Origin of the sequence: Paenibacillus sp. HWE-109, assembly GCF_022163125.1 — a bacterium.
In the GTDB taxonomy this organism is placed as follows: Bacteria; Bacillota; Bacilli; order Paenibacillales; family NBRC-103111; genus Paenibacillus_E.
In genome coordinates, this window is sequence record NZ_CP091881.1 from 6,499,416 (window position 1) to 6,523,833 (window position 24,418).

The 24,418-nt window shown below is 47.6% G+C and carries 13 protein-coding genes; all 13 read right to left on the minus strand.

The window, feature by feature from the left end; genetic code table 11:
- Positions 1–177 precede the first annotated feature (177 nt).
- Positions 178–4,626: an S-layer homology domain-containing protein gene (locus LOZ80_RS27740; protein WP_238167695.1), complete on the minus strand. Its 4,449-nt coding sequence runs from the start codon at positions 4,624–4,626 to the stop codon at positions 178–180.
- Between the two features lie 209 nt (positions 4,627–4,835).
- Positions 4,836–5,645: a hypothetical protein gene (locus LOZ80_RS27745; RefSeq protein ID WP_238167696.1), complete on the minus strand. Its 810-nt coding sequence runs from the start codon at positions 5,643–5,645 to the stop codon at positions 4,836–4,838.
- A gap of 100 nt (positions 5,646–5,745) precedes the next feature.
- Positions 5,746–6,963: a multidrug effflux MFS transporter gene (locus LOZ80_RS27750; protein ID WP_238167697.1), complete on the minus strand. Its 1,218-nt coding sequence runs from the start codon at positions 6,961–6,963 to the stop codon at positions 5,746–5,748.
- 83 nt (positions 6,964–7,046) lie between these two features.
- Positions 7,047–8,861: a carboxypeptidase-like regulatory domain-containing protein gene (locus LOZ80_RS27755; RefSeq protein ID WP_238167698.1), complete on the minus strand. Its 1,815-nt coding sequence runs from the start codon at positions 8,859–8,861 to the stop codon at positions 7,047–7,049.
- A gap of 89 nt (positions 8,862–8,950) precedes the next feature.
- Positions 8,951–10,150, minus strand: coding sequence for an MFS transporter (locus LOZ80_RS27760; RefSeq protein ID WP_238167699.1), 1,200 nt, complete (start codon positions 10,148–10,150; stop codon positions 8,951–8,953).
- Between the two features lie 243 nt (positions 10,151–10,393).
- Positions 10,394–13,912 carry an OmpL47-type beta-barrel domain-containing protein gene (locus LOZ80_RS27765; RefSeq protein WP_238173136.1) on the minus strand — a complete coding sequence of 1,173 codons (3,519 nt, stop codon included), beginning with the start codon at positions 13,910–13,912 and terminating at the stop codon, positions 10,394–10,396.
- Positions 13,913–14,699: 787 nt separating this feature from the next.
- Positions 14,700–16,331: a helix-turn-helix domain-containing protein gene (locus tag LOZ80_RS27770; protein ID WP_238167700.1), complete on the minus strand. Its 1,632-nt coding sequence runs from the start codon at positions 16,329–16,331 to the stop codon at positions 14,700–14,702.
- 1 nt (position 16,332) lies between these two features.
- Positions 16,333–18,114, minus strand: coding sequence for a cache domain-containing sensor histidine kinase (locus LOZ80_RS27775; protein ID WP_238167701.1), 1,782 nt, complete (start codon positions 18,112–18,114; stop codon positions 16,333–16,335).
- A 97-nt stretch (positions 18,115–18,211) separates the two neighbouring features.
- Positions 18,212–19,576, minus strand: coding sequence for an ABC transporter substrate-binding protein (locus LOZ80_RS27780; protein WP_238167702.1), 1,365 nt, complete (start codon positions 19,574–19,576; stop codon positions 18,212–18,214).
- Positions 19,577–19,712: 136 nt separating this feature from the next.
- On the minus strand, positions 19,713–20,543 hold the full coding sequence (locus LOZ80_RS27785) for a carbohydrate ABC transporter permease (RefSeq protein ID WP_238167703.1): 831 nt from the start codon (positions 20,541–20,543) through the stop codon (positions 19,713–19,715).
- 20 nt (positions 20,544–20,563) lie between these two features.
- A complete protein-coding gene (locus LOZ80_RS27790) occupies positions 20,564–21,508 on the minus strand; it encodes a carbohydrate ABC transporter permease (protein WP_238167704.1) in 945 nt (314 codons plus the stop codon).
- A 144-nt stretch (positions 21,509–21,652) separates the two neighbouring features.
- Positions 21,653–23,098, minus strand: coding sequence for a DEAD/DEAH box helicase (locus tag LOZ80_RS27795; protein WP_238167705.1), 1,446 nt, complete (start codon positions 23,096–23,098; stop codon positions 21,653–21,655).
- 795 nt (positions 23,099–23,893) lie between these two features.
- A complete protein-coding gene (locus LOZ80_RS27800) occupies positions 23,894–24,328 on the minus strand; it encodes a hypothetical protein (protein WP_337950978.1) in 435 nt (144 codons plus the stop codon).
- Positions 24,329–24,418: the final 90 nt, after the last annotated feature.

Sequence of the window (24,418 nt, forward strand, 5' to 3'; positions counted from 1 at the left end):
CCTATTCCCCAAAATGAACCGCTTTTGGCACGTATAAGAGCTTCTAGAAGCTCTTATTTCTTTGGTTCGAGGAGCCTTTGGGGTGAACTATTAGCTATAAGAAAAAAAGAGGCTGCCCCAAGGTCTTTTCAGACTCCTTGTGAGACAGCCTCTTCCTGTTAATCAAAATTCGAATCCTTACGGATTGATCAAACCAGCCTGCAGCAGAAGACGCTGCGACATAACGGCAACTTCTGCTCTCGTCAATTGCCCTTTGGGGGCAAGCGTACTGTCCGTTCGGCCAGCAATGATGCCTCCCTGCAAGCAGATAGCTAAGTTTCTTTGCGCCCATTCCGATACCTGATCAGCATCCTGATACTTGGCGAGAAGCGCTGCGTCCGGTAAGTTCTCTTTCATACCTGTTAATTTCATGGCATTAGCCATGATCATCATCGCCTGTTCCCTATTGATGGTATTCGCCGGCCGGAACGTGCCGTCCTCATACCCTCCAATAAGATGGTAGGCAGCGGCAGTTTGAATCGCATCATGGTACCACGCAGTAGGAGTAACATCAGCGAATTGACTGCTTCCATTTTGCGGCTTCAATCCTAGCGCCCGAACGATAATAGCGGTGAACTCCGCTCGTGTAATATCTTGATCCGGGTTGAAGTGAGTATCATCTTGCCCTTGAATAACCATTCTCGCTGCCAAATTAGTCACTTCTTTTTTCGCCCAGTGATCTTGAACGTCTCCAAACGCGATGCGGTGTGCAATCAGAAAGTAGACGCTATTCGTCAAACTATTTATTTGGGCCCAATATTTCCCGTCTAAGTTCACAATCTTGGTTGGGACGTGCCGTAAGGTGCCATCTGGGTCGATCACGACGGCTGTCGTGATTTGGCCTGCATCGGCTTGATCTTCGATTGGCAGCATTCTTTCCACATAATTGCTAAACTGGGCAATCTCTATGGTTCGGCCCTTATAGCTTGCACTCACTTTGAACTCAACTGGCGTAGATTTCAGTTCCAGATCGCTCGTGGAAAGGGTATTCTTTATAAGCCGGAACATATCCTCATTTGGCTTCACAATTTCAATCTGGATTTCGATATCTTGAAACTCCACATTTTCGCCAAATTGTTTCTGTAAGTTTTCAACTTGAATCTGCTTAGCAGGCAAGGTGTAAGTAGCTGCATCGGTTCGTAATTCCAGCACTGCATTCTTTTGCTCCATACTTTTAACCATTTGCCCCGTCAGTTTACCTATGAACGCATCGGCTTTATCCGATGTCGACAAAAGAATAAGACTACTCTCTCCACCTGCGGATAAGCGCTGTTCCAGCTTTTGAGCATCCACGGTATAGGTTGTTAGGGATTTACCGTTTAGTTCACCCTTGACTGTAGTACCCAGTTCACCTGTTTGAGAGGTAGCTGGAGATTGTCCCGAAGATGCGCTAGGTTGGTTATTGTCCCCACTATTCGAAGGTTCTTCAGTGTATGGCACCGCACTTACTTCATTCGAAGCTTCGCTGATTCCACCCGGATTTTCAGCTTTAACGGTAAAATAGTACTTCGTTCCATTGGTCAATTCCACAGCATTATACGTATAAACAGAGCCGCTTAAATTTGCAAGCTCGCTTCCATATTCACCTGATTTCGTGCTGACATAAAGATGATAATTCGTCACACGATCCATCGGGACCCAGCTGAGACTTACTTGTCCGTTACCAGCAACTGGGGCATTAACGGCTGGTGTTCCAGGCGGCGACATTTGCGGTGTTGCGCTCACTTCTTGAGAGGTTCCACTTAATCCCCCCGGATTGCTGGCCCTAAGAACAAAGTAATAAGGCGTTCCATTGGTCAAATCCACAGCATCATACGTATAAACAGAGCCGCTTACAGTTGCAAGTTCGCTTCCATATTCACCTGATTTCGTGCTGACATAAATGTGATAATTCGTGGCCGAGTCCATCGCTTCCCAAGTGAGACGCACTTGTTCACTGCCCGGCACTGCGGACGTTACTTGGGGCACTCCTGGTGTTGCTATTTGCGGCACCGCTAATAGTTCATTGGAAACGCCGCTCTCTCTTTCACCACGAACTGCCTTAATGACGAAGTAATAGGTATCTCCGTTATGCAGCCCTTCAGCCTTGTACTTGTAAACTTCATTGCCAACCGTTGCTACCGGAGCACCATATGAACCAGCTGTTGTACTGGCATAAATGTGATAATTCAATGCCTTGTCTACGTTGCTCCAGTTCAGATTCACGTAGCCATCTCCTGCAATGGCAGATAGCAATTGGGGCTTGCTGAGTTCAGCCACTGTAACCGTAGCTGCTGCCTTGAATTCTCCGTTTGCGGTTTTGGCTGTAATGGAAGCGGTCCCTAGTCCTGTCGCTGTAACAAGTCCGTTGCTGTCAACCGCTGCTATATTTTTGTTGCTCGACGACCATATTGCTTTATTGTTCGTTGTATTTGCTGGCAGCACCGCTGCTGTCAATAACGCTGTTTCACCTGGAAGCAAAGCCACAGCTGTTTTGTTCAAAGCGATGGTTTCCGGAAAAACTTCTGGACCATAGACTTCAAACTCCCACATGGAATAGCCATACTGCGTAGCCCTTACTGTACCGTACATCCTTACGTATCGAGCGTCGGTCTGATTAAATGCAATTTTCTCCATTAAACCTTTGCCGGTGGTCGTGCTATACACATTGTTCCAAGTTTGCAGATCATTCGACACCTGAATTTGATAGCTTTTTGCGTAGGCAGCCTCCCAGTAAAGCCGAACTTCATTAATAGATTTAATAGTTCCCAAATCAACATAAATCCAGCCTGGATCGACGGCTCTTTTGGAACCGAACCGGGTCGACATATCTCCGTCGAAAGCCCAAGGCGCCGTATCCACCGTACTGTCATTAGAGGAAGCCACCGCTGGATGATTCAGGGCCAAATTCGTCTGCGGCCGAGGCTCTGGATTCTGCACTGGTTTAATGGTGATATCGCTATAATTATCCTTATTTGCGAAATTCATCTCATATAGGTTTGTTGCAGGCTGGGCTTTCCCCGGCATGTAGACATTTTCAAATGTGATTCCGCTTATCGGCGCATCGGGCATCCCTTTTATTTTGGCGACACCCTCCCCAGCATCGCGCACAGTAATATTTTTGACCTTAATTCCTGTGACCGGACCTACACCCGAATTGCTTCCATTTACCGTAAACAGCGTCATCCAGGCACTGTTATCTTCGTTGAAGCCGCTAATATCCTCGACATCCATATTCTCAAAGGTAACATTGCTCACAGCGCCAGCGCCATATTTGTGATGAATGGCAAACCCGACAGCCGCCTTGTACACGACACTATCTCGAAAGACAATATCATTCTGATCCTGCATAACCCCTTGACCGATTTTGAAGCCGTAGCACAATGTCCAAGAGATTGCATCTTCAAAAAGAACATTGCTTACAGGCTGTGGACTGCCGGGCCAAGGTACTTTGCCTGAGGCAATATCCGTCGTCTCCTTCCAAGCTTTCGTCGAGAACGGATCATCCAGCGCAATCCCGATCGCATTCCTCACTACGACATTCTGCGACTCGCACACATCGATGCCATCATTTTCCCCCATGCCCAAACTGTTAAAGAACTTCACATTCGTAAAACTAAGATCATGTGATCGAACAGGCGTAACCGCCCAAGACGCGGATTCTCTGATAGTAATCCCATCCATGATGAAATTGGATGTCGCGATGGGCACAACCAGATTGTTAATCATGCCTTTGGCATTGGTCGATTTATCGGCATATAGCGCAGCGCCATTCCCATCTATCGTGCCACGTCCATACAGCTTGATGTTCGTCGAGTCAAAAGCGGTAGAGATCCACCAGGTTGCCGGCCTGCCCATAGAATCCTTGAACCAGTGTTCCTTGTAATCGGCTGTTTTTCCCGTTCCTATGAACGCAGCCCCTGGCTGCATATACAGCGCGGTATTGCTTTTCAGCACGAGATTGCCAATATAGTATTGTCCCGCAGGAATGTACACGATTCCTTGAACGCCATTCCCTGCCTGGGTACCGTAGCTGCTAGCATCGTCAATGGCTTGCTGAATGGCTGCTGTTCTAGCTGCCACGCCTGTTTGGCCCCCGGTTGAGGCAACTAGATAAGGGGCTTGTCCTACATTGAAAATACCTGTCCCTGTAGCTGCAGGAACATCGGTTTCTGCCGGATCAGCCGCAATGACGAGGCGCGTCTTCCTGCTGTTCATCGTAACGATCAAATATTCGTCTTTCTGTGTAGTGAACGTCAGGGTTCGGCCCACTACGCTGTCCGGCTGAATCCCCAGTTTCATGGGGCTAATCGCGTAATCGTGAACTTTGTCCGTATTTAATATCGTAACCTCGAAGGTAACCGGCCCATTGGACATGGAAAAGTTCGCATAATCATAATCGTCAAAAGCTTTGACTACGGGAATATCCACTCCGTTCGCCTTCAGCGTGTAGTTAACGGAAGCTGCGTACTTCGCTGGTTGGATATAGGGAAATATCACCGCTTTGGGCCCTGCTGCCTCCACGCTTGCCGTCAGAGGATTAAACAGCAATCCTGCCGCAAAAACAACCGCCATGATCATACTGAACCATCGTTTCATTTTTACCATTTGTTAATGACCTCCCTTTATAGCTTCGCTGACTAGCACTAGGAATGTTAGCGCTTCCAACGATTCGTTCGATTCATTATATCAACTCGTTCCCTTGGTTATAATGCGGTAACATCCATTTCAAGGGCAGATATTTATTGATCATGACGGGGCACACAAAAAAGCTGCCGCATACGATCTCGAAAGATCGCAATGCAGCAGCCTGTGGATTAAGACTGTTGAGCTGGAGCTGAGGGTCCACCCGGCTTGACATGGTGTTGTTTCGGCCCCACATTATGTGGCGGCGCGCTCGGGCGTTCCCCGCCTTTGCGTTCGACGAAGCTTTTGAGCTCGTCGGTTAAGCTGTCTTTCAGCTTGGCTATCAGCTGATCTTCCGTTATCCCTTTGGCGGCAGCGATTTCGGCAATCGATTTCCCCGCTTTGCGCTCGCTGTTCAGCTCATCTTCGGTGATGCCCAGTATAGCTGCAAGCTTATGCGGATCTCCCCAGATGCCGCCAGGCATACTGCCCGGGTGAGGCCCCTGATTCGGTTTCCCCTTGAAATCCATCACCCTGGGTTTGGCTTCGATGGCTTTCTTCAAGCGTTCAGCCAGACCAGACTTAAGCTTATCGGCCTGTTCCTGCTTGATTTTACCTGCGCTTAGCGCATCGTCAATCTTCTTCGTCTCGGATGCAGTCAACTTGCTGAGGAGCTCATCTTCGGTTAAATTGGCTTTCTCTTTGGCAATCTCAACGAGTGTCTTTCCCAGCTTGATTTGTTCTTTCAAAACAGTCGGGTCAATACCGAGAATGGCCGCGTAATCTTGCGGTCCTTTGCCAAATTCGAAGCCGCCTTTTACGGATCCACGGCCTTCGAAGCCTTTATGATTGCGGTTTTGGAATGTATCTTTCTTAGGTGCAGATGTTGCCGTGCTCGTTTCATTAGCGAATACTTGATTATGCTGCAGCGCAAGGCCGCCGCCGACTAGCAAGCCTGCTGCGAGAGTACCGATCAGCATTTTTTTATGAAGCTGCTTCATCCAGGATTCCACCTTTTCATGAATTGGTCGTATTTTCTTCAGTATAGAGCCTAATTGTGAAGAAAATTAGAACGCTTTCCAAATTCATAAAAAGATATGGCTACCGCTTCGAACGTGCTATTAGAACGAAACAAAGAATCGCGCCAATTTCCATCACAGCGATGATAATGCCCAGCGGAACCGCGGTTTGGCTGCCCCAAATCCCAACGAGCGGAGCAATAATACCGCCTATAATGAAAGAAAGCAAGCCCAGCAAGGCTGCAGCACTGCCCGCGGTCTTCCCTTGGCTTTGGAGCGCCAGCGAAGATGTGGCTACAGAAACAGGACCGACACTTGCAACAATGAAGAAAAAGGCCGTCAAAATGACATATAGCCCCGCTCCCGCTAGGGTCGCAACGAGTAAGAGCAGACCGCCAAAGGCAGCCATAACAAGGCCGCTGGCAAGCAATCGCTCATCGCTCACTTTCCCTGCGAGTCTTCCCGTCACTTGTCCGGCAATAATGACGCCGATACCGTTCACGGCAAAGACGAGACTGAACATTTGCGGCGATACCCCAAAAATGTCCTGCAACACGAACGGCGAGCCTGAAATATAGGCAAACATGCCCGCAAACACGAGACCCTGCGTGAGCGCGTAGCCCATGAATAGACGATCTGTCAACAGTCCGCCAAATATGCGCAGGGTGTTAGGCAAGCCGCCTTTGGAACGGCGTTCAGGCAGATGTGTTTCTCTGAGCCCAAACACAACGGCCAACAACATCACGACACCAATCAAGCTCAGCACCAGGAAAACACCGCGCCATGATGTGAACTCAAGCAGTTGGCCCCCGAGAATGGGAGCAAGAATAGGAGCAGCCCCGTTCACCAGCATAAGCAGAGCAAAAAACTTCGTCAACTCCACCCCTTCGTACATATCGCGAACAATCGCTCTAGAAATAACGATGCCGGCAGCCCCTGCCATGCCCTGAATAAATCGCAAGCCTAGAAACATCCAGATGGACGGAGCAAACATACATAGAATAGAAGCAAGCGCATAAATGATAAGTCCCACGATTAGCGGCATTCGTCTCCCGCGCACATCACTGACCGAACCTGCGATCAGTTGGCCGATGGAGAGACCGATCATACAGGCCGTTAAACTCATCTGCGCCAGAGAGGTTGTCGTTTGCAAATCACCCGCGATGACAGGCAGCGCCGGCAAGTACATATCCAAGGAGAGCGGGCCAAAAGACGCCAGTGCCCCCAACACAAGTACGATCCATAGCCTGCGCGAGCGGCCTGAGGACAAGGTGGCTTGAGAAGCTATAGGATTAGACATTCACTATCACAAACTTTCTTTAGTCTTTCATTTTAAGCTAACATTGGCGGCTGAATTTGTCTAGAAGAAGTGTATTTTCCACGCTATGGCGCTTGGATCGGACTAATCAGTTTAAGGAGTTGTTTCACATCTTCTTGCCTAATTGGTTTGAGCGAACTTGTGATGACGGAAACGACATGGCTAATATTGATACTTGAGACTCCTTGGAAATAGGTGGATTCCAGTTGCGCTTCTACTTGAGCGGTGGTGGAATTATTGGTTAAAGGTACACTCACATATTCTACCGCTTCATAGTCTTCTCCCGAATTTGTCTGATAAGCGTAAACTAGAAGCTCAGTTGACCCACCAGAAACCGTTTCTTGAGAAACAGCTATGGCCATAGCTGCTGCTTTGGGAACCTTGCCAATTAGATGCTTGCCTGCGCTGCCTCCATTCGCATAGACGGCATAGCCAGAAACGGTTGATGAATTGGGGGGATTACTCCACGTTAGATACCCATGCCTAAGCTCATCAGAAGCATCCCAGTCTATGAAATTCGAATTCGCAGCCTTAACGGTTGGATACTTGACTGGAAGTGTATAGTAGACGGGCAGACTTTCTACTCCCTGTGAGGAGACGGCATAAACGGCTACTTTCTTAGCCCCGGTAGGAACGGCAATATCTTCTGGGAAATCCGTAAAGTTGATATTCCAGCGTTTAGGAAGTCTTATCGAACGAATCGGTTGAATTTTATTGCCTGCAGCATCTGCGAAATAAATAGCATGCCCTTTGATAGTCTCTGACGATGTCCCCACATCCCAGCCAAGACTTCCTCGAATTGTAGTCGGATGCGTATAGTTGAAATAACTGTTAAAGAAACTTGGTGTAGGCAAACTTGAAGAATAGGTAACCGAGGTCACCGAATCGGATAAACTATTGTCAAATACAATCACTTGCTTCGGAAAGCCTACCTCCTCTCCGGAAGGGTTAACAACAGCTTTGATGACGAGAATCGCCGCGTCTTCTGGTAAGGTGGGAATGGCTATTTGATAGGACTTATCCTCTCTTTTGGCAAAGGAACCTAGGTAATGTTCCTCTTCGGAATAGTCATCATTTTTGATCACATAAAAAACAGTATAGCCAGCAATGCCCGTTTCATCTGTGGCTCCAGACCATTTTAATAAACCATCTATTGCATCGCCATAAGGATTATTATCAATAAATTGAGCTGCAACGGGTTCAAAAAAAGGCTGCTTCCAGAGTTTCTTCGTTTGGTTGTCTACAAAGTTATTATTGTTTACAAGTTCAATGCCAATTCTGGTAGCACCAGCAGGGAGGGAGGTTGCAGGTATTGTGATGGAGTTATATAAATTATAGTTGACTGGAAGGTTTGACATAAAAGGAGAACCGATCATCTCATCTTGATCATTATAAAAGGCTACATTGGCGCTGGTTCCCGCCCCTGGATTGCCAACATAAAAAGTAACAAAGCCGTTAAATTCCGTTGGCGTCCAATAGCTGTTATCCGCATAAGTAAGATTCTGAATGAAAGCCGTATTCGAATTGATCATATGAACCATTTGCGCATAATTGCCACTAACTTGTACATCCGACAAAATAACGGGATCTTTGTTATTGGCACTAATCACCATATGATAGGAGCCGGGAAGAAGGCCTTCAATCTTCGCAACACCGCTATAATTCGCCCGAATGGTCACTGGAACCTGCAAATTCACTGAGCTAAGCACGACCTTCACATTGTTGGCGGGCAAATTATTCGCATCATAGACCGTTAAAGTGACCGATGCGCTTTCCATCACTTCAGCTTCTACCGGTTTATCCCCCATGGACAATGCGAACAGCAGCCAAAAGGTTACCAAAACCAGTGTTGAAACAACCCTCACACTGCTTATTTTCATGAATATGCACTCCTTATGCCTAGATCTGTTGTCATGCATATTCGACACAATGCGACATTCCCCTTTTTTTGAGTATATAAAAGCCCCAACTAGCCAGATATAGACGGCTTTGCTGCCCTTCGACTATTCACCTTCATCATTCCAGCAGCCCCAAGCAAAGCCGCGCCAGTAATCAGAAATACGAACTGGATGCTGATCCAGCCGCCCAGAAGGCCACCGATCATAGGTCCTGCCATCATGCCGAATTGGCTTGCGGTTTGGTTTAAGCTGATTGCCCTGCCACGGAACTCGTTGTCGGCATATTGGACAATTAGCGCATTCAAAGCCGGGTAAACAGCAGCGAAAAACAGGCCATAACTAAACCGCAATAAACCAAACGCGATCAAATTATGCGTACCGAGCTGCAGCAGATTGCCAATACCTCCACCGATTAATCCAATGTAGAGCGTCTTGTCATAGCCGATTCGCTGGCCAATGATTCCCCATCGCGATCCCATTATAACGGTAGCCACGCCTACGGCTGAGAAAATAATACCAGAGCTCAGCGAGGCTCCCTTGGCGCTGCCGCCAATCTCGATCACATATAGCGTCAACAGCGGCTCTAAAATCATCACCGACGTCGCCACTAACAGCGTCATGCTAAAAACCCGCATCAAACGCTTATTGCCTGCCGCTTGTTTCAAATCCTCCCAAACACTGGGCCGAGTCCCCTTAGGTTTCTCGTGAACTTCCTTCACCCAGATAACCGCAATTGCCGCGGATATGAGCATAACGCAGCCCGACACTACGAAACATTCTCGTGTCCCAACCCAGTGGCTCAGCACGCCGCCGACCAAAGGACCAAGTATGCCTCCGGTTGCTGTAGCCGTTGACATCACGCCCAAGGCGTAGCCTACCTGTTTATCCGGCGTATTCGTCCCCACCAAGGCAATAGCAGCAGGAATAAACCCTGCCATTAGCCCCTGCAGAATCCTAACAACAATAAACGTGTAAGGATCGTGCACAAAAAAAGTGATAAAGTATACAGCACTTAAGCTAAATCCAGAGCGGATTAACATCGGCTTCCTGCCATATTTATCTGCGAGTGAGCCCCAATACGGGGCGATTAAAGCGCTCGATAGAAAACCAACCGAGAAAGTGACCCCCGACCAAGCCTCCAACTCACTCTGAATGCCCAACTCCTCCTGCAAAAATAGCGGGATAAAAGGGATTGAAAGCGTGTAAGCCATCCCACAAAAAAAGACGCCGATCCATAAAATGAACAGATTACGTTTCCAGCGGAATTCCATGCTTTCACCACCTTCCGAATCAATTAGTTGCATATGCCACTAAATTTACCATTGCTTTCTGGAAACTGTCAAACATGGATCGATAGATTTTTTCTATGCAAACGGCCGATTAATAGCCTGTTGCTCCAAGCGAATGGAAACCTGAGCCCCCCCCTTACGAACCCAATAACCCTTCCTCCGCGCATCTCCACAAAAAAAAGCCCCCAACCACTCCATTCGGAGTTGGTTAGAGGCTCTGCCACTTTACTTCGTAACTTTAACCGTCAACTTGTCACTCGAGGTGACTCCGGCTGCATTGACCAGCTCGCTGCGGTACTCGTACACACCAACCGCTTTGCCAGTAATCTTCGTTACAGCACTTTGCGCACTTGGGGAAGCTGCGTTCAAGCTTTTCGTATCGACCAGAACACCGTTCTCGTACAACCGATACTCGGTTGCATTCGTGCCCCACCACATGTTCATGCTCACTTGGTAGTTGCCGTCTCCATCCCAATTATCTTGGGATAGCACCGGTTTGCCTGGGGATGCTTCTGCTATCGAAACGACAAGCGGACTGCTCGTTGTCGTCCCGAAGGAATTGATAAGTTCACTAGTATACGTATAAGTGCCATTAGCTTTACCCTTCACATCAACTTTAGCCACTTGCGCTGCCGGAGATGCGTCTGTCAAAGCTTGCGTACTGATAAGCACGCCATTTTCGTACAGTTTGAAAATAGAGCCGTTATTGCCCCACCACATATTCATGGTGATAGTATAGTTGCCATCCTTGATACCGGATTGACCGTTGTTATCGGATAATACTGGCTTGCCTGGCGCTCCTACCGACAACGGATTCGATACCGTAATGGTAACCGCATTCGTTTGTACCGTTTGACCATTCAACGTTACGGATGCTGTAATCTGCGCAGTACCATTGGCAACTGCACTAACTAAGCCATGCGTATCTACAGCAGCTACTGCCGAATTCGTTGTACTATACAGAACTACTGCATTGCTTAAATCAGCAGGTGTCCCATTGCTTAATGTACCTGTCAAATGGGTAGCTGTCGTTTCACTTGGTTTCAGGGATGTTTTGTCCGCTGAGAGAGCAGCTTGACTGAACGTCACACTCGTTCCAACGGTGAACGTTTGTGAGGCTTGCGCCACATTGCCGGCAGCGTCAACTACGCGATAGGCCACTGTGTGATTGCCAAGCGCCAAGCTTCCTGCCGGGATGGTTTGGCCGCTGAGAATCGCGCCGCCATCCAAAGTCAGAGTTTGTTCAGCTACGCCGGAAAGCGCATCTGAACCGGCCAAATCAAATCTCAAAGCAGCCGCATCAGTGACATTGCCCACTGCATGACCGGATTCTGTCAATACAGCCGTCGGTGCTGTTTTATCCAATTTGACTTGCAAGGATTGGGCTGTTTCTGCATTCCCTGCTGCATCCGTGGAGGCAAATCCAATCGTATTGACGCCTTCCGATTGAATCGCAAACGGGCTTGTATACGCAGATCTTGTCCCACTATTAATCGTATATGCCGTTGTGACTGTGCCAGCTTGATTATCCACTGCACTTAACGTTACCGTCACATCATCTTTGAACCATCCTTGGGCATTCGGTGCGCTGGATAAGGTTGCTGTAGTTACCGGTGCAGTCGTATCCGCTGCTGCCGTGAAATCACCCAATCCTCGTGGCTTCAGTTGATAGACGCCTTTGAAAATAGCCGCTACACCTTTGATGCTCACCGTTTGTCCCGCTTGATACGGGAACGTGGTTTGCGATAATCCAGTTCGTGTATCTACGCGAATATGGTTGCTCACTGCGCCATCCACCGCATCAAATTCAAAAGAACCTGCTGGCGTTGCGCTGATTATATTGCTGATAGTCACATGATCTAATTGGACTAACTGCCCCTGATTGTCAGCTCCAACCGCTGACACAACAGCTGGTACTGGCACTGCTCCCACACCGGTTTTCTCAATAGCAACCGGATCTGTCAACTCCAGCTCGGTATTATACAGAGCCGTTGGCGCTGTTACCTTCACCTTGTCGCCTAAGTGGAACCCGCTCAAGCTTTGGAACACATAAATACCGCCTGTGGCATCCTGCAAATAGAAAGCTTGTCCGCCAAAAGCTCCCGGTTCTGTCGTGACGACACCTTCCACCGTTACCACAGTGCCTGCTGTTTTCACGCGAGCATCCGAGATAGCAATTTTGGCCGGGATCGGATTCTGCTCTTCCGGTAAAGGCTCGGCAGGCACATTTCCGATGCTTACGCCTTCTGTTTTTAAGTTTGTGCCGTTTTGGCGCAGGCGCAGGTTCGCTGCTGCTGCTGTACCCGGCTTAATTCGAACGGTCAAATCCTTGTACGCATGCCCGTTGATATCCGAGGTCAAGCTGAAAGTCGAACTGTAGCCGTAGGCAGTCGGCCATGTGCCGTCCGCATTTTGCACCATCGCCACTTGCGCGCCTCCGGTTACCAGATAAATGCCTGCGCTGAAGCCCGATACGGTCGTTGCGGCAGGCAAGTTATCAATGACCACACGGACTTGGAAGTCCTGGGCATTAGGCAGTGTCGCTTGGTGCACGAAGCTGTATGCAGCGCTTGCGGTGGCCGTCGGTCCGCCATACGAGCCTGCTTTGAACGTGCTGCGATCATACCACTTGTAGCCTGCATTTGGTGCCGCCCAAGGCTCCGGCTGCGGCTCAGTCGAAGCTGCGGGAGCTTCAAACGGCAGCAAGGCTGTCGGTTGGTCGAGCTGCAAGCCGCTCACTTCAGTGAAGCTCGTGTAGCTTTCTTTCTTCGAAAGCCAGTTCACCATATTGACGAGCAATATACCGTCATTCACCTCTTTAAAACCATCATAGGTCGTTTTCTTCGCGCCTGTGTCTTCACGCAAATATTTCGGTGTAGCATCTTCAACCGGTGAGGAATCTCCAATGAAGGCAGCCTTCCCTGCGCCAGCTTTGGACACTGCTACATAGGGACCTTCTGCGATTCCGCCTCCATTATAAACACCTTGATCGACCGCATTCGCCCAAGCTGCATTTGTTTGCGGCAAGTATACGATCCCTTTGGCCTTGGTTGGATCAATGATTGCGAGCGTTGAGCCAGCATGCATCGCAACCTTGGAAACGCCCGTCGTTATGCCGAAGGCTTGTTCTGGTGCTACAATTTGATTCGCATCAATATCGCCTAGAGCGTTGTAGCGGAAACGCAAACCGAACTGTGTAGCGAGCCAATCCGAGCTGGCCACATCCTGCATAGCGGGTGAAGCGATCTCTTCCGGGCTCATGCCGCTAGCCGGGTTCGTCCATGCTCCGCGACGGTAGCCGTTGAATACTTCTGAACCGTCCCAACGGTTCTTATTGCGGTCTGCATTGTAATGATCTCCGATGAAGAAAATGCTTCCGCCGCCTTGTACATATTGGGCAAGTGCAGCTTGTTCACTTGTTTTGTAAGGGACATTCGATTCCGCAACGACGAATACATCATAGCCGCTTAAATCGCTTAATGTGAGTGGTGTTGTTTTACGAAGCTCTTTGACATAATAACCATCGTTCGCCAAAGCATTGGCAAAATCCGAAAAGGCCCCGTCAATGACCCAATCCGCTGCACCAGCGGTTTGTTCATGCGTGTTGTCGAACAGCACTTTCTTGCCGGCGTTTTGATTTACTACTTTTGCTTCAATGAAAGGAGCCGGATCACTGGGTCCTTCCGCCATTACAACCTGCAATGGACTTGTAATCAAAGCTTGGAACGGTAATGCTACGGACAAAGCGAGTACTGATTTAACTAATTTTGCTTTCCATCTTGGCAACCTACTCAATACGATTCCTCCTTAGCGTGGGCTGAGTCAAAAACTGAGATAAGACTTTAACGATAGACAAGCCGTGTGACGCCCTTTATTTTACCATGGTTCAAAAAGGAACAGTGAGTTTTTTTTGTAAAGATAAGGAAATTCGTGAAGAATGCCAATTGTTATGCGACCTTGGAAGGCATCCTCGAAAAAGTCTCCATCCGCGTCGAACCCGGTTCGGCCAGTTCGTCGACTGTGAAAAGCGACGCGACGTTTACGCGGTCTAGATTCTAATGCGAAAAGAGGCTGTCCCATAAGTCAATTTAATGACTTAAGGGCAGCCTCTTTCTTTCAATGATATTGCACTACATGGAAAAGCTACCGTTAATTTAGGTATTTTTGCATGAAAACCCGGTTTACATGGAAAATCTCCCGTTATTTCTGATAATTGCTCGCCGAATAGCGATTTCCCGCTAAATTAGCGGTAGATTTTCCAGTTAGATGACCGTGTAGAATTAGTAAAGCCAAAATAGCAGGAGAAATTCCTGTTAGCTTTCACTCCAAATCTAACCTTTTGAGTCAGCCTCTTTTACTTTGGGCGGGGCGTGGCCGAAATTATGATTTCATTGGATTTACTCCAATCAAATCTGGCTTAGCGGCCGCCTTGTCTTGGCGACAAGGAACGCGCGTCCCGATCACGCGGATCGTAGATCCGTTATTTGTGTCTAAACCGCCTCAATCCCCTTGCTCTTCTTCAGGCCTACCCTCAGCTAGGCTGAACGCCCTTCGACTGGCCGCGGAAGGCGTTGGGCACAAAGCCGGTATGGGCTTTGAACAGTTTGCCGAAGTAGTTTTTATTTTCGTAGCCGAGCATGTCGGAAATCTGCTCGACTGTTTTATCGGTGATTTCGAGCAGTTCTTTGGCTTTCTCCATTTTCATCCGGGTTACGTATTCGATGAAATTCTCGCCGGTTTCCTTCTTGAATAGGCGGCTGAGATAACTCGGATGCAGATGCAGGTGGGCAGCGGCATCCTCGAGGGAGACCTTCGTATGCAAGTTGTGATAGACGAAGCGCTGACACTCCAGAATTTCACGATTGTGAGATTCGCGGTACACTTGTCCGGCCCATTGAATGGCTTGTTGGAGGTAATCTTTCAGCCACAGCTCGAGCTCACGGATCGAGGACAATTCATGTACATCATGATGCAGCAGCTCCGATGAGAATGTAGACTGGTAATGCTGCAGCGACTTCAGCCGCATCCGCACGTCGAGGATCATTTTGAGCAGCCACTCCTTGACCTCCATCGGACGAAACCGGTGATACTGGATGAAATCAATCCATTTGGATACATGCACATCAATTAAATCCAGCCGTTCATCGAACACAACGCTCCGAAACTCATCCAAGGTTGCAGCGTACTGCGCCAGCAATAATCCCCCGTCGCCGAAGCCTTCTCTGATGCTTTCCAGGGACAGCACGGTGGATTCAGGTAAATAAAACCGCATCGTTTTGACTTCGGCCATTCGGATTAACTGATCTTTCAAAGAACGCGGGTCTTTGGCCGGTTTTCCCGTCAGGAAGGAGAAAGACATCTTCACATACTGCTGCAAGCAGCCTTGCAAGTGCCTTAATGTTTGTTCAACTTTCTGGCTATTGTTCACATGCAGATTGGCGTAGTGGGGGAACAGGATAATAATTTCGCCGGTATCATACGTGAAAAGAGCGGTATCCTTCTGATCGACCAACAGTTCCTCAACAATATTCTCGATCGTATATTCAAAAAGATCCTTGGATTGAAAGCGATGATCCGCTTCTTTCAAGCGGTTCACGTAGCCATATACGGGCAGCACCCCCTGCTGACCCAAATGAATGCCAAAACTATCCGCCTTAAGGCTCCACTCTTCAGAGTCAAACAGCGGCTCGTTCACCGTACTGCGGATAAAATGACGCTTGGACGAACTGCGGTTCAAAGCGACTTCCTTTTCGAGCTTTTGGCTCTTGGAAAGCTGCCCGATTTCGACGTCCAACTGATCTTTGAGTCTCTTGAGCATCTCGGAAATGTTGGTGACATTCATCGTTTCTTTCAGTACATATTCACTCACCGATAGTTTCACGGCTGCTTGCGCATAGTGAAAATCATCGTGGCAGGAAAGGATAACAGCCTTGACGTGGGGATGTGCTTCCCGTATGCCGCCAATGAGTTCCAGCCCATTGATATCAGGCATACCAATGTCACTAATCAGCACATCCAATTTGCCTCCCCGGCCGGCAGCAAGCGCATCTAATGGATTCTCATAGGCACCCGCCAGATGAAATCCAAGCTTTTTCCACTCAATTGCTGAACTTAGGAATTCAAGCACCGGTAAATCGTCGTCCACAATTATGACTTCGTACATGTTAGCCCTCCGTTCGCGCCTGTTGTGGGAAGCGCAGCATAATCTGCGTTCCTTGGCCTTGCTCGCTGATGATTTCATAATCGAATTGATGGCCATAAATCAACCGCAACCGTTCAAATACATTATGGAGACCGATGCCCGACAAGGCTGGGCTAGTCGCGTCTTCCACCTGCTGGATGGGACCCAAATAATTGCGCAGCGCAGCCAACCGCTCTGGCGGCATGCCAAGCCCCGAGTCTCTTACTTCGACCTGCAGCCTGCCATCCTCGCAAATTCGGGAAGCTATGGTGATTTCGCCCGATTTGCTTTTTAATCCATGGATATAAGCATTTTCAATAAGCGGCTGCAGCATGAATCGGGGGATTTCAATAAACAGCGTGTCGGAAGCAGCTGAAATCCGCAAGTTCACTCGATCCCCGTGCCGCGAGTTAAGCAGTTTGACATAGTGCTCGTTAATCTCGATCTCCTCATGCAGGGGAATATAAGCGTTATTCCGATTGATCGTCATTCGCAGAAGCGAGGATAACGAGCTGATCAGCTCCGCATTCTCGGAATCCCCTTTCATCATGATTTTCAAACGGATCGAATTGAGCACATTAAACAGGAAGTGTGGATTAATTTGCGCCTGCAGCATCGCGAGTTCCGCTTCCCGCTTCAACTCTTGCTCGTGGCGATTTTCAACAATCATATCCTCAATGCGGTCAATCATACGATCGAACACATAGCCCAGACGACCAACCTCATCGCCTCCGCTAATATTGGAGCGCTCCCCAAGCTGACCGGATTCGATCCGGACGACCGTTTGGACAAGCCGCGCAATCGGTTTGGTCAGAGCACGCACCATATAGAGCAGAATGACGGCAAATAAAAGTAAAAAGAAGATCTGAATGAAGAAATCCGTCTTGCGGAATGACTCAATTCTATGAGCCGCCGTCTTATAAGGGCTCATGCTCACAAGCCGCCAATCCGGCGTAACTTGATTGCTGAGCAGAATATAATCTTCCCCGGCAACCTTCACGAAAGAAGAACCATCCTCCGGAGGAAGCTGATTCTGATAAGCGAATTGCGTGCCGATCTTATCCGAGTCCTTATCGACGATGATGCGCCCATTTTGGTCAATGATGACCATGGATTCATTATTTTTATACTGATCAAACAACTGCTGGAGCGTGTTCATTTCCAATCCGACAACGACATACCCATAGGTGACGTCGTTCTTGCGAATCGGCTTGGCGGCTGCCAGCAAATAGGGCTGACTTGTCGTGCGGCTGTAATTGGGCTCAGCGCCAATCCACTTCACGTTATACCCGGAAATTTGCTCGACCGCGCTAAACCAATCTTTTTTCAGAAAGTCATTGGGATTAAAGGTAAAAGTTGAGTAAGAAGCCACATAATCATGATTGGGAAGCAGCAAGGTCACATTGAGATTGCCAAAAGTATCGATAACCGTGGTAATGCGCTTAATGATTGTTTGTTTATACTGCAGCACATCGCCTTGGTCCGTTTCGGCGTCCGCTCTGCCCAGTTCTCGAATCGAAGGCTGAAGCTCATCATCGAATTGAATGAAATTCATCACATAAATCATATTTTTTAATTGTCCGTTGACAATCTGGTTCACAATACGCATGGATTCGATGGAGTTATCCGTCACTTGCGACTTCACCGCATCCCGCGTCAAGAGATTGGAGACGTTCATGGAAACCAGCGATGGCAGAACGAGACAAATCAGAATCGTCAGTACCAATTTATTGCGAAGCGATAAGGTTCGAGTCCAATTCGGCACTGCTGCACACGCCTTTCTTTCGAATATAGCGGAATGAAAATAGGAAAAAGAGGAGCCTTAGGCCTCCTCTTTTCAGTATACCAATAATCGTTAACGATTACTTCGCATTGCTTTTACGGATATCTTCCAATTTGGTTTTCGCTGTCGTAATCGTTTTTTCCAAATCCTGCTTGCCTGTTAAGAACAGCTCCACTTGCGTTAAATAGTCTTTCTCTTGTTGAAGCGCGTAAGTTGGAGGCACAACCAGTTTCGTTGCTTTGTTCACTTTCAGTGTAGCCAGCAAGGAATCTTTATCAATCATAGCCACTTGATCTGGTTTGCCGCTTTTCAAGATCGCCTCTACGTTCTTGTTGATATCGGCTTTTTTCCAACCGGAGAAGAACAGACCTTGTGTTTGGATACCTTCTGTTGTGTACCATTTCACGAAATCATAAGCCGCTTGTTTGTTCTTGGAATTCGCAGCAACGCCCATGAAGTCAGCGCCAACTTCGGTTAACCCGTTTGTATCTTTGGCATCATATTTCGGATATGGCGCAAAGACGGTTTTGAACTTCGCGTTCAAAGCCAGCTCTCCAACCATCCAGTTGCCTGTTGCAAGCATCGCTGTTTTGCCACTGTAGAAGACGTCACGATATGCCATCTTTTGCGAAACAACTTCAAAGTAAGGAACGGATGTTTTGTCGACATTCTCCAATTTGTTGCGCAGATCCAAGGAGAAGCGCACTTTCGGATTGTCGATATTTTGCGTGCCATCGGATTTCACGAGATACGGGTTATCCATATCGTTGTTCAAAGCCAAGAGGGCGTAATCCTTCCAGTTATGGAAGTAGGAACCGTACGATTTGGCGGCGCCTTCACCCTTCGTCAACTTTTTAGCATATTCCGCATAGTCATTCCATGTCCAGTCCGTTGGCACCGGAAGCTTCGCTTCGTCCAATTTGTCCTTGTTCAGTAGAACGAACCATTCGATCATTTTACCTGGCAGCGCATAGTATTTCCCGTTTACAACCGGATCAATTTTATATTCATCTTTGACGACAATGTTATCTTTCTTCAAATACTCATCGAGCGGTTCCAAAATACCTGCGCCAACACGTTGAGCGAAATCGGATGCGCTGGAGTACATAACAACGTCCATTTGCTCGCCGGAAGCCGCCAACAAATCAAGCTTTTTCATGCCTTCTTGTGAATCGCCTTTTTCGGACATTCCTTCATATACAACTTTCACGTTCGGGTGTGTTTTATTGTAAGCTTCAACGGTAGCATTCCAGTTCCCTTGTGCTTCGGTGTACCAAGCTTGTACTTTAATTGTAACTGGTGCTTTATTAGGAGCTGCACTTGCTGCCGCGGTAGCTGTCCCGGCACCTTTATCTGTTGCAGCTGGCGTTTCTGACTTGCCGCAGCCTGCAAGCGCTGTACTGATGGCCAAGATACCACTTAGAACTAATAAACTCTTTTTCATAGGATCCCCTCCAAAGTTGTTATCGTTTTTATGAAAACCTTTACATCACGATCGTAACAAACCTGTATCCCGCAAACGAGGCACTATTTTGACCTCATCTGCACATTTTTTGACATCCTGCTGCAAGAAGTCAGAATCAACCTTTGACCCCGCCCATCGAAATACCTTCGATAACTTGCTTTTGACCAATGATGAAAATAATAAGCAAAGGAACGATAGCAGATACAGAAGCAGCCATAATGAGAGAGTAGAAATCACCGTTCAAATCTGCAAAAGAGCGAATCCCCAGCGGGAGTGTGAATAAATCCTTGGATCTTAAGAAGATCAGCGGATTCTGGTAATCGTTCCACGTCCAGATAAAACGTAGAATCGCATAAGTCGCAATCGCCGGACGAACAAGCGGTGTACAGATGGAGAAGAAAATTCTAATATGTCCAGCTCCATCTATTCTCGCTGATTCAATGAACTCTTCATGAATCCCCATATAGAATTGGCGCAGCATGAACGTTCCTAATACACTGAAAGATCCTAATAAAATTAAGCCAAAATGACTATCATACAGGCCGATCCAGCGAAACAGCAGGAATTGGGGAACAAGAATCGCTTGGCTCGGAATCATATAGATGGCAAGAACAACAATGAAGAGCACGTGACGGCCACGGAATTTGATTTTCGAAAACGCATAAGCCGCCATCGAGGAAAGAAGTACGGATAAAACCGTAGTTCCAACCGTAACTTTAATGGAATTCCAATAAAATAAAGCAAACTTCGTCTCTGTCCATACTTTGGTATAATTCTCAATCACATTCCAATGCTTAGGTATCCACTGAATCGGATATATAAACACATCGGCTTCCGGTTTCATAGAGGCTGAAAGCATCCACAGGAAGGGTGACATGAACAATATGCCAAGTAGGCACATTAGTATGGTTATAATTGTTTTTTTGGCAGCATGATTCTTATTCATCCGGTATTCCTCCTTACTTCTTAATAATTAACCCATCTCCGTTGTCCGATCCATTGCAGCAAGGTAACTAGCAGAACAAAAATCAACAGAACAACAGCCATCGCAGAAGCATAACCCGATTGAAGATTAACAAAAGCTGTCTCATATAGTCGGTAAACGACGACCGTCGTAGAATTCGCTGGCCCACCGCCGGTTAGTACCGAAATCACGTCGAATACTTTGAAAGTTCCAATGATGCCGGTAACAAGCAAGAAGAACGTTGTTGGCGAAAGCAATGGCACGGTGATACTGTAAAATTGCTTCCATTTTGAAGCGCCGTCAATATCAGCGGCCTCGTAGAGATCGTTCGGAATGGACTGAAGTCCAGCCATGAAAATAATCATGTTATAGCCAATTTGCACCCATACCATGAGTCCCATGACACAGTATAAGGCAAAGTCCGGATCAGCCAGCCATTTCGGCGGGTTGTCCATCCCCCAGGACATCAGGATTTGGTTAATCGGCCCATAGGTTGGGTGAAATAATACTTGAAATACAATCGCTACAGCAACAATGCTTGAGATATACGGTATGAAAAAAACAACCTTCAATAAATCTTTAAGATGAATCTTCTTGTCAATAATGACAGCCAAAGCGACTGAAATCGCCAGCGTCACGGGCACAACAACCATTAAAATCAGATTATTTTTTAAGGATAAGAGAAATACTGAATCATGGATAAGCTTGATAAAATTATCTAAACCCAGAAATTTCGTTTTCGAAAATCCGGCAACAAAATTCCAATCCGTAAAGCTGAGAAAAAAGGAAGCTATGATTGGAAACAGTGTGAATATAACCAAGCCCAGCACCATCGGACTGACGAAGGCGTAACCCATCAAATCCTCGCGTATTTGTCGCATCGAACTTTTCCGCTTCACTTTTACGGATGAAAGGGTGCCCGATTCTGTATGTGTTTTCGTAGCCATGAAATTCACCCCATGTCGTGTTTTCTCTAGTCTACCGTTGTACGCTAGTAATCGTAAGTCACAGAATTGACTCGTTTGAGTAATATTTTAACCTTGAGAAAGCAAAATATCCGACAGGTCCCTTGGACCAGCCGGATACTAGAGTTATTTATTCGCTTCGTGCACTTTCAGCAGCTTGCCTTTAATCGTCGTATTTCGCATGATTTTGAGCACCAATGGCCCTTTGCCATTCAAAATATCCACATACGAAACGTTGTCTTGAATCGTAATGATCCCGATATCCTCTGCCGATACGCCTTCGATTTTGGCAAGTGTGCCTACAAAGTCCACCGCTCTGATTTTCTTCTTTTTGCCGCCGTTAAAATAAAGCTTCATAATTCCTTTATTCAAATGATCGCTGCGATCCCTTTTGATCACAGGCGTAGCCTGCATCTTCCGATCAAAAGCGGCTTGTCCCTGTTCCACCGCCGCCGCGGATGGCGTATCTCTGCGCGGGATCTCGAAACCCAGATAGCCTTCGATCTCGGCTAGAAATTTATCTTCATTCGGCGTGACGAAGGTGATCGCTTTGCCGGTTTTGCCTGCTCGTCCGGTTCTACCGATCCGGTGAACGTAGCTTTCTTTTTCAAGCGGAATATCATAGTTGATGACATGGGTGATGTCTTCTACATCAATCCCCCGCGCCGCGACATCCGTGGCCACCAGGAAACGGAACTCGCCTCGTTTGAATGCATTCATCACAAGGAAACGATCATCCTGCATCATGCCGCCATGAATTTTATCACACGGATAGTCCAGTTGATCCAGCTGGCGGAATAAGTAGTCCACATGCTCCTGTGTCCGGCAGAAAATGATGCAATTGTCCGGATTCTCCACCACGAAGACATCCTTCAGCACATTAAATTTATCGCTCTCGCGTACGGTCAGCAGCGTATGTTCAATCTGAACCTTGGCTGCTTCTGGCGTTTGAATCTCAATATCGATCGGATTCTTCATATATTGATGGCACAGATTCTCTACATCCACTGGCAGTGTCGCCGAAAACAGCATCGTCATACGGTCTGTCGGCAGCTCATCAATAATCGCACCCACCTGCTCAATGAAGCCCATCCGCAGCATTTCATCCGCCTCATCAATAACCAGATATTTCAGCCGCTCCAGATCAAGCGTTCCTTTCTGAATATGATCAAGTACGCGCCCCGGTGTGCCCACGACCACATGACACTTCTGATGCAGTTCCAGCTTCTGCTTGGCAAAAGGCTGCTTCCCGTACAAAGCTACCGCCTTAATCCGCTTAAACCGTCCGATATTCGTGATATCCTGCTTCACCTGATCGGCCAGCTCTCTCGTCGGTGTCAGAATCAGCGCCTGCGGCCTGTTCTCCTCCCATTCCACCAACTCACAAATCGGAATGCCGAACGCCGCCGTCTTCCCGCTCCCCGTTCTCGACTTCACGGTAAGATCCTTCTCCTGAAGCGCGATCGGGATCACTTCGTTCTGCACATCCGTTGCCTTCTCGTACCCCAAACTATGAAGCGCCCGGACAATATCCTCACTTAACTTATAATCCGTAAACTGCCTTGTACTCACTGCAAAACTCCCCTTCTACTTGCCGTTCCTTCTATATTACTACATGTTGGCCTGCAGGCAAATGACGGCTGCCGCTCCCGCCCAACTAATCAGCTACTTTTCCTTGCAGCTACTCTCTGCGTTCTCCCAACCATCTTTCTAGCTCCACCACCAGTAGCAAGTCCACTCCAGAGGGAACATCGTTCCTCTATTTTGGCAAAAAACACGCTAAATGGACCTCAAACGGAACTTTGTTCCTCTATTTCGCTGTTTCGCCCCCGAAACGGGCGGATTCGCGCGAGATAGCGGATTGTAGTTCCGCATGGATGCGCACATCGGCCGATTTACCACATATAGCGGATCGTAGTTCCTTTAACTACCGACGGCTGCCGCTCCCGCCAAACTAATCAGCTACTTTTCCTTGCAGCTACTCTCCGTATTCTCCCAACCATCTATCTAACTCCACCACCAGTAGCAAATCCACTCCAGAGGGAACGTCGTTCCTCTATTTTGGCAAAAACCACGCTAAATGGACCTCAAACGGAACTCTGTTCCTCTATTTCGCTGTTTCGCCCCCGAAACGGGCGGATTCGCGCGAGATAGCGGATCGTAGTTCCGCATGGATACGCACATCGGCCGATAGCCACATTTAGCGGATCGTAGTTCCTTTAACTACCGACGGCTGCCGCTCCCGCCCAACTAATCAGCTACTTTTCCTTGCAGCTACTCTCCGTGTTCTCCCAACCATCTATCTAACTCCACCACCAGTAGCGCTTTCTATCCCCACAGGATCGTAGATCCGAGGCAGCATCCGAATCATTTTATCCCCAGAGAAATCACAGATATCTCTTGATCTGCTGATAAATTATAACATTGATTCAAATTATAATTGATGCTCAACCCCCGTATTTCTCTCTTTATGTTTTTACATATAATGCTTTCTTTCTCTTGTGTGGCATACATATCCCAAGAATTATCTTGGATTAGCTTAATTTCCTGTCTCGTTGCGACAAGTTCTACAGGCACGAACCCACCTTCGATGGTAGTATGAATGATGAAGAGCTGGTCACCTTTCTGACTATAAAATCTATCTATAAACTTTTCCATCCTGATAACTCTCATATATTTGTCATCCGGTATTACATGTCCATTGGATAGGGTTGAGTAAGTGTAACCAAGAACGACAAGTAAGATAAGAAACACACTTAATCTAAGCAAATTCCGTCTTATCCAGGTTTTCATCGTTTTCACGGTTTCCTCTTCTTTGAATCTGAGTCTCCTTTTTGCACGCTTCTTCCAATATCCGCAATAGCCATGACATATGGCTTGTTAGAAATAGTG

What these genes read in the sequence shown, in the direction of transcription:
- LOZ80_RS27770 (WP_238167700.1), bottom strand. Translation starts at nt 16,331, where the DNA reads ATGTACGAAGTCATAATTGTGGACGACGATTTACCGGTGCTTGAATTC.
- LOZ80_RS27745 (WP_238167696.1), bottom strand. Translation starts at nt 5,645, where the DNA reads ATGAAGCAGCTTCATAAAAAAATGCTGATCGGTACTCTCGCAGCAGGC.
- LOZ80_RS27790 (WP_238167704.1), bottom strand. Translation starts at nt 21,508, where the DNA reads ATGGCTACGAAAACACATACAGAATCGGGCACCCTTTCATCCGTAAAA.
- LOZ80_RS27785 (WP_238167703.1), bottom strand. Translation starts at nt 20,543, where the DNA reads ATGAATAAGAATCATGCTGCCAAAAAAACAATTATAACCATACTAATG.
- LOZ80_RS27755 (WP_238167698.1), bottom strand. Translation starts at nt 8,861, where the DNA reads ATGAAAATAAGCAGTGTGAGGGTTGTTTCAACACTGGTTTTGGTAACC.
- LOZ80_RS27740 (WP_238167695.1), bottom strand. Translation starts at nt 4,626, where the DNA reads ATGGTAAAAATGAAACGATGGTTCAGTATGATCATGGCGGTTGTTTTT.
- LOZ80_RS27780 (WP_238167702.1), bottom strand. Translation starts at nt 19,576, where the DNA reads ATGAAAAAGAGTTTATTAGTTCTAAGTGGTATCTTGGCCATCAGTACA.
- LOZ80_RS27760 (WP_238167699.1), bottom strand. Translation starts at nt 10,150, where the DNA reads ATGGAATTCCGCTGGAAACGTAATCTGTTCATTTTATGGATCGGCGTC.
- LOZ80_RS27750 (WP_238167697.1), bottom strand. Translation starts at nt 6,963, where the DNA reads ATGTCTAATCCTATAGCTTCTCAAGCCACCTTGTCCTCAGGCCGCTCG.